The 12,080-nt window shown below is 41.0% G+C and carries 7 protein-coding genes; 6 read left to right on the forward strand and 1 reads right to left on the reverse strand.

The genetic code is table 11. The features are described from left to right. Window positions 1-529: 529 nt before the first annotated feature. The 4 genes from OSJ91_RS05010 (at window position 530) to OSJ91_RS05025 (ending at window position 6,039) form a co-directional block, all read left to right on the forward strand. Window positions 530-1,777 carry an amidohydrolase family protein gene (locus OSJ91_RS05010; RefSeq protein ID WP_485891130.1) on the forward strand — a complete coding sequence of 416 codons (1,248 nt, stop codon included), beginning with the start codon at window positions 530-532 and terminating at the stop codon, window positions 1,775-1,777. A 24-nt stretch (window positions 1,778-1,801) separates the two neighbouring features. Then, window positions 1,802-3,052 (forward strand): amidohydrolase, encoded by a 1,251-nt coding sequence (locus tag OSJ91_RS05015; protein ID WP_485891131.1) that lies wholly within the window; start codon window positions 1,802-1,804, stop codon window positions 3,050-3,052. 28 nt (window positions 3,053-3,080) lie between these two features. Beyond that, window positions 3,081-4,328, forward strand: a complete 1,248-nt coding sequence (locus OSJ91_RS05020) for an amidohydrolase (protein WP_413015834.1) — start codon at window positions 3,081-3,083, stop codon at window positions 4,326-4,328. Between the two features lie 415 nt (window positions 4,329-4,743). Next, window positions 4,744-6,039, forward strand: coding sequence for a uracil/xanthine transporter (locus OSJ91_RS05025; protein ID WP_485891132.1), 1,296 nt, complete (start codon window positions 4,744-4,746; stop codon window positions 6,037-6,039). A gap of 270 nt (window positions 6,040-6,309) precedes the next feature. Here the strand turns inward: OSJ91_RS05025 and OSJ91_RS05030 are convergent, their stop codons facing one another. Next, complete coding sequence (locus OSJ91_RS05030) at window positions 6,310-7,092, reverse strand: response regulator transcription factor (protein WP_350301471.1); 783 nt, start codon at window positions 7,090-7,092, stop codon at window positions 6,310-6,312. Window positions 7,093-7,894: 802 nt separating this feature from the next. Between OSJ91_RS05030 and OSJ91_RS05035 the strand changes: the two genes are divergently transcribed. Next, entirely contained in the window at window positions 7,895-9,358 is a 1,464-nt protein-coding gene (locus OSJ91_RS05035; RefSeq protein WP_485891133.1) for an aldehyde dehydrogenase family protein, read from the forward strand. Window positions 9,359-9,411: 53 nt separating this feature from the next. Continuing rightward, window positions 9,412-11,727 (forward strand): copper amine oxidase, encoded by a 2,316-nt coding sequence (locus tag OSJ91_RS05040; RefSeq protein WP_485891134.1) that lies wholly within the window; start codon window positions 9,412-9,414, stop codon window positions 11,725-11,727. Window positions 11,728-12,080 lie beyond the last annotated feature (353 nt).

Genomic DNA, 12,080 nt, shown 5'->3' on the forward strand with positions numbered 1-12,080 from the left:
TAAGGTGCTCCGGTCTTTATGTTTTTTCTGTAATCCTCATTGGATTGAAGAGATTTGCGACACTCCTGCCGAAATACTGGCTAGCCGAGACCCACAGGCGCTTGCTTTGATACGGCTTGGCAGACAGTCGGCGGAAAGGGATTTTAAAGCAAAGTTGATTGGAACGGAAGGTGCGAGACTCCTGCGGGAAAAGCGCGTCCAAGGGAGACCCCACAGGCGCAAAGACGCCGAGGAGGCTCCCGGACCGCCCGCGGAAAGCGAGTGCCTGGAGTGGAAATCAACGTCTGCAAAAAAAGGGAGCGGATCTCTGAAATCAATTGAACTTTTTAAATAAAAAACTGCAGGCAAACTGAGCTTTCATAGAGTTGTCTACAGTCTGAAAGGGTTCATCCTTTTTAGGGTGAGCCTTTTCTTTTGCACAATAAGTAAAAATAACATAAAAACGAGTAAAAATTCTGAAATTATTTGCTGAACTTTAAAACTATAATGAAAGTGATGCATGTTCAATCTGAATGGAAGGGTGAGTTTAATGTCTCAATCGTATTGGTTGACGAATGTACGCTTGGAAAATGGTTTTACTTATACTGAAAATGAAACGATTACCGGCACTGAAACCGGTCATTACCACATCAAGATTGAAAATGGGAAAATTTCTTCCATTTTATCGGCGAAGGAATCGATAACGGATCAGGATCCGCAGCATGATGTTCACGGTCTTCTGATGGTCCCCTCGTTTAAGGAAATGCATATCCACATTGATAAAACGTACTATGGCGGTCCGTGGAAGGCTTGCATGCCTGCCATTAATGGAGTGAAAACCCGGATAGAGGAAGAGCAGGTCTTACTGCCCCAATTATTGCCTACCGCTAAAGTTAGAGCAGAGAAAATGCTCGATTTATTATTGGACTTCGGATCTACCCATATACGCACACATTGCAACATTGACCCGGTGATAGGACTGAAAAACTTGGAAGCCACCATTCAGGCACTGGAAGGATATAGTGATAAATTGACGTATGAAATCGTCGCATTCCCGCAGCATGGACTATTACGGAGCAATTCCGCTGGTTTAGTAAGGGAGGCCATGAAGAATGGGGCGAATCTGGTAGGAGGCGTGGATCCCGCCACCATTGATGAAAACATAGAGCGGTCCCTTGAAACGATCATGGATATCGCGGTTGAATACAATTCCGATATCGATGTCCATTTACATGATCCGGATCACCTTGGTCTCTTCACCATGCAACGCCTTGCTTCACTGACGGAAGACGCAGGCTGGCAAGGAAGGGTAACGGTTAGCCACGCCAGCGGTTTGGCAGATCTTTCAGTCCCGGAGGCAACGGGCATTGCCGAAAGATTTTCGGAAACAGGCATATCGATTACATCCACAGTGCCCATCTTCAGAACGATCCCCATCCCTCTGCTTCATGAAAAAGGGGTGAAAGTGGAATTGGGTAATGACAGCATCACTGATCATTGGACACCCTTTGGCATCGGGGACAATCTGGAAAAGGCCGGTCGCCTTGCAGAGAGGTTTCGCATGATTGATGAACGTTCCTTAGCGAAAAGCCTGCAATTCATAACAGGAGGGAAGACTCCATTAAACCAAGACGGGGTCAAGGCATGGCCTAATGTCGGGGATGAGGCGAATATCGTTTTGCTTGAAGCCAGCTGTTCAGCGGAAGCGGTGGCTAGAAGGGCGAAGCGTGCTGCTGTCATCTTCAGGGGCAATGTTGTTAGCGGTTCTATTTCATCTTTTGAGACTACAGGTGTTTAATCTTCTTTTAAAGAGAGTGATTGGATGAATGAAGCATACTGGCTTACAAACGTTACGCTTGATAGTGGATTTGTTTTTGAGAATGAACGAATTGATCGGACGAAAACAGCTACATACAACATGTATATAAAAAATGGGATCATAGAGGATTTGCAATTGGCTTCAACTATGCCTTTGAAAACGGATGATCCTGTTCACGACGCGAGAAAGCTGCTTGCACTTCCTCCTTTTAAAGAGATGCATAACCATCTTGACAAGACGTATTTAGGACTGCCATGGAAATCATGCACTCCGGTTCCGAATTTAATCGAACGCTTAAAGTTAGAAGCAAAAGAGCTTGCTGAACTGGCTGAAACCGGGCGGCTCCGGGCTGAACGGATGCTTCAACTATTGTTAAGCGGCGGGGCAACGCATGTAAGGACGCATGTAAACATCGATCCATACATCGGTATGAAGAACTTGGAAGAAATTCAAAAGGCGCTAAGTAGTTTCAGAGGGAAAATGACATCCGAGATCGTGGCTTTCCCGCAGCATGGACTGCTAAGAACGAATTCAAAAGGGTTGATGAGACAAGCGATGAAAGAAGGGGCGTCATTGGTGGGCGGCCTGGATCCTGGCGGGGTGGATAAAAATATAGAAGCTTCCCTGTATGCAATGGTCGATTTGGCTGTTGAATTTGATGCAGATATTGATATTCATATACATGATCCCGGTCACCTTGGTTTATATACGATCAAGAAACTGGCTTCTTTGATCGATGAAGCAGGGTGGAAGAACAGAGCGGCCATCAGTCATGCTTTTGCACTTGGTGACGTTTCAATAGGAGAATCGAATGAACTGGCCAGTGAATTATCAAACCTGGGGATAGCGATTATGTCTACAGTTCCGATCAACCGGGTCATGCCCCCGATTGATTCCCTGCATGAGAAAGGTGTCCATGTTGCTCTCGGGTGCGATGGCTTTTACGACTCCTGGTCCCCATTCGGTACTGGAGATATGCTGGAAAAGGCAGGCCGATTGGCTGAGAGGTACAACTGGAAGGACGAGTATGCATTGTCTCAATCGCTCCAATTCATTACGGGCGGAGTCAAGACATTGGACCATGAAGGAAATCGTTTATGGCCGAAAGTGGGAAATGATGCAAGTATGGTTTTTGTGGATGCATCATGTGCTGCCGAGGCAGTTGCGAGGAGATCGACGCGGGCTGCGATCATGGTCGATGGAAATCTGGTTTACGGCGGACTTGATCGCGAATCTGCCTTGAAGTCGAATTGAAGATCTAGTTCAAGAAGGGATGAAGATCATGAATAGAATCTATTGGTTAAAGAATGTTCGTTTGGAATGTGGTTATCGGAAAGAGAATGAAAGAGTTACAGGAACGATCACGGGGCTATTTCATCTGTTGATGGAGGATGGCAGGATCACGAAGATTGTCAAAGATGGGGAAGCCATACGTGATGATTTACCAGTGGAAGATGCAAAAGGATTGCTGGCGTTACCATCCTTCATTGAAAAGCATGTCCATCTTGATAAGACACTGATGGGGGATGTTTGGAGAGCGTGCACTCCTTCTTCAAGTGTCATTGAACGCTTTGAAAATGAGAAGAGGGTTCTGCCTTCCATTGCAACAAGCGCATGTAAACGTGCAGAATCTTTACTGGAAATCCTGTTAGCTTCTGGCTCTGCACATATACGGACTCATGTTGATATCTATCCGGAAGCGGGCTTGGAAAACTTAGAGCAAGTTCAGCAGGCGCTTGCTGGCTATTCCAATCGACTCAGTTCAGAAATCGTCGCATTTGCGCAGCACGGTTTGTTGCGGTCCGGCTCTGTCAAGCTTGTCAGGGAGGCATTGCGAAACGGAGCAGGAATCGTCGGGGCAGTGGATCCAGCCACAGTCGATAACAATATTGAAGCATCGCTCGTACAATTGATGGATTTAGCAGTGGAAGCTAATGCTGATGTGGACTTGCATTTACATGATCCCGGCCATCTGGGCACGTTCACCATGAAACGTTTGGCAGCCCTGACCAAGCAAGCGGGCTGGGAAGGAAGGGTAGCATTAAGCCATGCGTTCGGCATCGGGGACGTATCCAGGGAAGAAGCCTATGAACTGGCTGACATTCTTAGGGAGGCGGGGATTTCCATCGTCACCAGTGTCCCGATCAACAGGCAAATGCCCCCTGTTGATTTATTACATGAAAGAGGGGTTGAAGTATCAGTAGGAAATGATAATATCTTTGATGTATGGTCACCTCTCGGGAATGGTGACATCTTGGAGAGGGCAGGAAGGCTCGCAGAACGTTTCAAATGGATTGATGAAGTCTCGCTTTCCCGGACACTCGGGTATATAACTGGCGGAAAAACCCCATTGGATGATAAGGGTAACCAGGTATGGCCGAAAGTTGGGGATGCCGGAAGTCTGGTGTTAATTGACGCAAGCTGTTCTGCAGAGGCAGTTGCCAGGCGTTCGGAACGTAAAGCGGTCATTTACAAGGGGAACTTAGTTTCCGGTTCACTATATAAACAAAAGCAGTCCATTGAACGGTAGGACTGAACCAAAAAAGGATTTCTGGATATTTCCGGATTTCCTTTTTCGTTTTGGATGGCTTCCGTGTACTTTTATTTACTTATGTTGCTGTGGAAGTGATTTTTTTGGCCTATATTGGTTAGCCCTCCCATGTCTTTATATAAATGTCCCGCTTTTGCTTGCCGGCCTTGCAACCTTAATCAAGCCAACAAATTAGCGGGGAGCCGCAGTCTTTGTTACTATTAATGGGAACGTTATCATTACTCATGCGCCTGCAAAGGTCCAGCGACATAAATTATGTGTCCAGCAATGCAGCAGCGGACCATCCGGGACTGCGTTTATTAACATGGTGATGTCCTATCGCCTTTTTCAAGGGAAGGACAAGTGAAATTCACCATGAGTTTGAAAAGTATCATGTTCAAAGGAGATGGAATCTATGAAAAGTTGGAGATCTTCTGTGACTCTATTTTCTTCTTTTCAATGGTTGTTTTTTATTTTTGCAAATACGGTAGTAGTGCCCATATCGATTGGCGCAGCTTTTGATCTTCCTCCCAATGTCACGGAAATGACCATGAGAAGCTCGCTCATTTTCACCGGGATCGCTTGCGTGTTTCAGGGGTGGAAGGGGCATAAGTATCCACTTATGGAAGGTCACTCCGGTCTATTGTGGGGAGTGATGTTGAATTTAGGATTATCTGCACCATCCATAGGGCTCGGTTATGCTGAGATAGGAGGGGGAATTGCTACTGGACTCATTGCCGCTGGTGTCGTGACTGTCATCATTTCTGCCTTCAACCTGATTTCTCATGTCCAGAAGATTTTCACTCCCATGGTCATGACGGTTTATTTATTCCTTCTGACGTTCCAGCTCATTTTTGTCTTTTTTAAGGGGATGCTGGGGATTACGGAGAATGGGGAAATTAACATCCCGGTCAGTTTCCTATCAGTGGGGATTGTACTTTTAGTAAGTATATTAAAGATAAAAGGTCCAAGGACCATAAGCAATTTCTCGATATTGATCGGAATTATGGTGGGATGGATTTTTTACGAGCTGCTATTTCCGGAGGCCGGAGGAGAAATGGGCTCGACGGGTGCTGCTTTTTCATTTTTCCCATTAGGTGCTCCAAACCTGGAATTCGGGATCATAGCGATTTCCTTTTTTGCAGGATTACTGAATTTGTGCAACACGTTCGCTTCGATTCAGGCTGCATCGGAATTAATCGGTGATGAAGCTGAACACAAGCAGTATCGAAATTCTTTATTCATGACTGGCGGCTTTACCATTTTCGCTCCGGTGCTTGGTCTTGTTCCGTATACACCTTTTACTTCATCCATCGGATTTTTGCAGAGCACTCAAATCTATGAGCGGAGGCCCTTCTTGCTTGGAGGCATGTTATTGACCATAATTGGGCTCATTCCTCCTTTCATCTCTTTCTTGGCCACCATGCCGATAACAGTCGGGAATGCAGTATTGTTCGTTGCTTACCTTCAGCTTTTCGGTACGGCTTTCAACAGCGTCAAGGGTCAGCATTTCACTTCAGACACGATATTCAGGCTTGCCGTACCAGTATTGATTGGAGTGAGTTTGATGAACATCCTGCCTAATGCATTTTCGAACGTTCCCACGCTCCTACAGCCCTTTTTGACGAACGGGCTCATAATGGGCGTATTGATATCAATCGTGCTGGAAAAATCGGTGAACTGGAATCGATATGAACAACTGCAGAACTAATTGGAAAGAGTGATGTGTGGAATTCTTATTAAGCACAAGAGGTAACTTCCTAATTAAAGATTCTATACAGCTTTCTTATATTTTAAAAGACATGGAGAAACGCTTGATTGGATACGGCAGTACATAAGTGATTCTCCCATCAACAAGGGTGGGGCAATCTTTATAATAAGGATTTTTTCATTGTAAATGACGAAGAAAAAAGATACTTGTAAGGCAATTAATATGAAAACCAGAAGGGTGTTGGGGACCTTCTGGTTTTTTTGATTGTGTTTAAGGTTTAACAATTTTATAGCATAAACTTGTTCGGTTTGAGACATCAAACTTTCTATAGAGATTTTGCAAATGTCTTTTTACTGTATTAACACTAATAAATAGTTCGCTGGCAATGGTGATATTGGTATGCCCTTTTAGAACCAGCTGTAATATTTCTGCTTCTTTTGATGTTAAATCTGGTTGTCTGAGATCTTGAGAACTAGCCAGAATCTTATTTTTCAAAGGATTAATGTTTTCTTTGGGATCGCTTACAGAAGGATAAGGGAAATCACTTGTTTTTTGCGATAAGAACCTAGAAATAACCTCTAAACACATAATATCGGATGTACTAAAAGGCTTCTCCTTTTTGGATCTAACGAAGTTCAGAACACCTTTAATGCTGTTTCTATCATATAAAAAAACACCCACATCATAATAAAATCCATATTTAAACATGAAATCATTATAGTATACACTTTTTTCATATAATTCAGGAGGAAGTAAATCAAGGTTTTTTATAACAGTTTGTTTACTTGCTTTTTGCCTATTATATTTTGGGGCTAGCAAATCTAATTGATAAAAGTTATTAAGATAATCATCCGTAACATATTTATCTATATTTAACGTAATAGGTTCGATCAAGTCATTATTATCATCACATAACCAAAAAACAGATTGGCAGTAACCAAATAAATTTTCAAAGGTCTGTAGTACTTTTTCACGGAAATTTACATTAGAAAAAGTAATTTCATCCATAAAAGATAAAATTTTTTTATAGCTGGGGTTAGACATATCCTTCATAGGCTTTCCTCCAAGTTAACTTTTTTTGATTATATAACATTTTAAAATAAAATGAATTACTTTTTGATATAAAATGACCCATTTGGGTAATAGTAAATTTTTTGATTTTTCTGGATAATATAAAATACTAACATGTAATAGTTCATAAATTAGAAAGACTTTTTAAAATAAACCTAAGGAGATGAAAGAAACGAAGTGTGTGAGGTAGGAAAATAAACATCTCCTTATCAAAACCGAATAAGTGAATGCATAGTACACTTTTGAGTTATTGAATTAAAGGTAATTGAAGGAGAGTAATGTTTATTTGTATAACGTTTTTGTAACGGTTGTTTAATTTTTGGGTATATTTATGTGTTTTTTAAAGTTGCTAAGTACTCTATCTCTTTTAAAAAATCAATAAAATAATGGAAGAGGTATGCTTTCTTGGACAATTCAGAAATTGAAACGCTAACTCGTGCTGAAATAGAAGCACTGTAAATGAGCAGATTTCAGACTACATTATGACATATCTATCTGAATATAGAGTTTATCGAATGAAGTTTAAAGAGCTAAGGATTACTCCTGATGACATTCAATTTTAATGGATGCCATTTATCAAAAAACAAGACTTAAGAGTTCATTATCCATGTTGAAAAATCATAATAATGTAATCGCTTTCAAATATGTGTGTAAACAAAGTTAGGGGCTTTTAGCTTATTCAAGATACGCATCACATAAGGAAACCTAGCTATCTATGTTTTTCAAAATTGTATGGTTAGTAATTTCGAAGTTTTATCAAAAAAATAGATAAGAGGTGGAGAAAATGAAAAAATATCAACTATTTATCGATGGAAAATGGACAGATTCACTCTCAGGAGAAACATTTGAAACGATTAATCCTGGAACAGGAGAAGTTCATGCCCTTGTTTCACAAGGGGGCGAGGAAGATTTAAACCATGCAGTTAAAGCAGCTCGAAAAGCGTTCGAATCCGGACCATGGGCTACTATGTCTCCTAGTGACCGAGGCAGACTTCTGTATAAAGCAGCTCAGAAAATGAGGGAGAATTCAGACTTTTTAGCGGAAGTAGAATCAAAAGATAATGGTTTACCAATCAATGAAACAAAGCATATAGCGCTTCCTTCTACCATAGATGTACTGGAGTTCTATGCAGGACTTGCAAACAAGGTTCAGGGTGATACATTAGCATCACCTCACAATCGTTTCAACTACACACTAAAAGAACCATTAGGTGTAATTGGCGCCATTGTCCCTTGGAACTTTCCTTTAATGCTGACGATGTGGAAATTAGCTCCTGCTTTAGCTGCTGGAAATACAATTGTTATTAAGCCAGCAAAAGAAACATCAACAAGTATTTTAGAGCTGGCTAAACTGTTCCAAGAAGTCGGTATTCCTGATGGGGTGATTAATATTGTACCCGGTCCAGGTTCAACTGTGGGATCTGCTTTAGCTTCTCATCCAGACGTCGATAAAATTGCCTTTACGGGGTCAACGGACACGGGTCGGTTAATTATGCAAGCAGCTACAAAAAACTTGAAACCAGTTTCGTTAGAACTGGGAGGGAAATCACCAAACATTGTATTTGACGATGCCACTCTTGAAGATGCAGTTAATGGAGCGATGTTTGGCATTTACTTTGCACAAGGTCAAGTTTGTGCTTCTGGTTCTCGTTTATTTGTCCAAGAAAGTATTTATGATAAATTTATGGATCTTTTTGCTAGTAAAGTACAATCAATACGGGTAGGAAATCCCCTTGAAGCGACAACACAGATGGGTCCACAAGTTTCCGCACAACAGTTAAAGACGATTGAAAAGTATGTAGCGGTTGGTCTTGAAGAAGGTGCGGAATTAGTGACAGGTGGCCAAAGAGGCAAGAAAAATGGATATTATTTCACACCTACCATCTTTGGAGATGTAACCAACGAAATGACAATTGCGCGTGAAGAGATATTTGGACCAGTTGTGTCGGTTATTCGCTTCAAAGATGAAGAGGATGCTCTACGACAAGCAAATGATACTATTTACGGTTTAGCTTCAGGGATATGGACCAATGACTTAAAAAGAGCTCATCGTATGGCGCGTGGTATCCAAGCAGGAACTGTCTATGTGAATACGTACAGTATGCTAGATAGTACAACTCCTTTTGGAGGAATGAAACAAAGTGGATTTGGTAGAGAATTAGGGGTACAAGCCATGGATATGTATACACACTCAAAGAGTGTGTGGATTGATTTAGGTGAAAAAGGCTTAAATTGGTACGGTGGCTAGGACTATTATTTAGCTAATGAAAGTTAAAAATAAATAATGAAAGGAAACATTCTATGAAAACAAAGCAAAGAACTTTCAAAGCAGCAATTATTGTAATGACTGCACTAACTTTCATATTCTCTCCTTATTCACTAATTCATAATAACAACGCTTCTGCTCATGGCGGTGAAATGGAATTAATTAAGCTAGAAACAGCTTTAGAAGGTACTGGTGCAACTGTTAAATCTGATTTTTGGAGTTTTTTTACAAAAAAAATCACCATCGAAAAAGATGATACGGTCATAAAAATAATACCTGATTCTGATAAAGCGTATATTAATGGAAAAGCGATTACACTTGAATCAAACGTGATAGAAAAAGATGAGAAAATCTACGTAACTGATCATTTTGTGAATGAAGTTCTCCCTGACATCAAGCAAACAGCTAAAATAAAAGAAGCTTATCATCCTTTAGATCCTTTAACTCCTAAAGAAATTAAAGCGGTGGTTAATGTGATCAAAGAGGCAGGGAAATATAAAGATACTCTTCGTTTTACAGAAATTACACTGAAGCTTCCCGAAAAAAAGAAAGTGTGGGAGTGGGAGTACGATAAAGAGAAAAAAGACGACGCATTTACAAGAAAAGCAGAGTTCATTGCATTGAATGGCAAACAAGTTATTGAGGGTGAAGTGAATATATCATCAAAAAAACTAGTTTCATGGAATGAAATGGACGGCGTTCATGGCATGTTAATTCTGGATGATTTTGCTACTGTCCAAGGAGCCATTGAAGCAAGTGAAGACTATGCAAAAGCGCTAAAAAAGCGGGGTATAGATGACCCTAAAAAGGTCGTTGCGACCCCTTTGACAGTAGGTTATTTCGATGGTGAAGATAAATTGGAGCATGATAAGCGTCTATTGAAAATAGTATCTTATTTGGATACAGGGGATGGGAATTTTTGGGCGCATCCTATTGAAAATTTGGTCGCTGTTGTAGATCTTGAAAAGAAAGCGGTTATTAAAGTAGAAGATGAAGGTGTCATTCCAATCCCGATGCAATTAAACGCATATGATGGTAGAGATTATGAGAAGAAATCCGATGTAAAACCGCTTAATATTACCGAGCCTGAAGGCAAGAACTATGAAATAAAAGGAAATACGATTAGCTGGCAAAACTGGGATTTCCACTTGCGATTGGATACTCGGGTAGGACCTGTGTTATCAACCGTTACTTATGATGACCATGGGAAAAAAAGAAAAATTATGTATGAAGGATCGCTGGGTGGGATGATAGTTCCTTACGGAGATCCTGACGTTGGCTGGTACTTCAAATCCTATTTGGATGCTGGTGAATATGGAATGGGCACATTAACTGCACCGCTGGAACTTGGAGCTGACGTACCAGAAAACGCCGTGCTGCTAGATGCAACAATTGCAGATAACTCGGGCAATCCTTACGTTATTAAAAATGCCATTGCAGTATTTGAACAATATGCGGGGCCAGAATATAAACATGCCGACCTTGCGACATTTAAAGAAGAAAATCAAAGCCGTGAACGCCGTGAATTAGTGGTTCGCTGGGTTAGTACAATAGGAAACTATGATTATATCTTTGATTGGAAGTTATCGCAAAATGGAGTAATTAATATTGATGTAGGAGCATCCGGTATTGAAGCAGTAAAAGGTGTTAAATCAAAAACAATGCATGATAAAACTGCAAAAGAAGATACAAAATATGGTACCTTGCTTGATAATAATATTGTCGGAACCACTCACCAGCACATTTACAATTTCAGGCTTGACCTAGATGTTGATGGCGAAAGTAATTCCCTAATGGAAATTAATCCAAAGGTAGAAAAAAATCAAGAGGGCGGTCCACGCAAAAGTGTTATGGTAACAGAAGAAAAAACAGTAAAGACGGAGCAAGAGTCGATTCAAAAATTTGATTCTTCCACTATTCGACTGTTCAGTAATCTTAATAAAGAGAATAAGGTAGGAAATCCAGTTTCCTATCAAATCATCCCTTTTGCAGGAGGCACTCACCCGATTGCCAAAGGAGCCTTATTTAGTGATGATGACTGGCTTTTTAAGCGAGTTAACTTTATGGACAAGCAGTTGTGGGTCACAAATTATGACCCGGATGAGCGATATCCGGAAGGTAAATATCCGAACCGCAGCAAAACAGATACAGGATTAGGACAATATTCGGCAGACAACGGTTCCATTGACAATACAGATAATGTGGTATGGATGACCACAGGTGCAACTCATGTAGCACGAGCTGAAGAATGGCCAATGATGCCAACAGAATGGGTGCACGCCATGTTAAAACCGTGGAATTTCTTTGATCGTACTCCAACATTAGACTTACCAAAAGAAAATTCAAAGTGATTAAATAAAGTCCTTGTATAAGTTAGTGCAAGGGCTTTATTTTTGTCCGAAGCAAGATTGAATTCATAAATTGATTATTTGGAGTAGCATCGTAATTCATAGATGAAAAGGATATTGAGGTTCTATGTTTCTAACTTGCTAAGCTCCTATTTAGGCTTGCCAACTTAGTTCCAGGTTCTTACAGCTTTGTTCGAAGTTTTTCATTTGTACCAAGCCACATAATTAATATAGTGATTATCCTATTTCCGTCTTGAACCGTTTTAAGGAGATTCAAGGAAATTAGGCGCTTTAATCAGTGGCAATACCCACTCCCCTGACATAATTTGTTGGAGGGATTACTTGACGTGGTGTTA

The organism is Bacillus sp. T-10(2022), assembly GCF_056502895.1.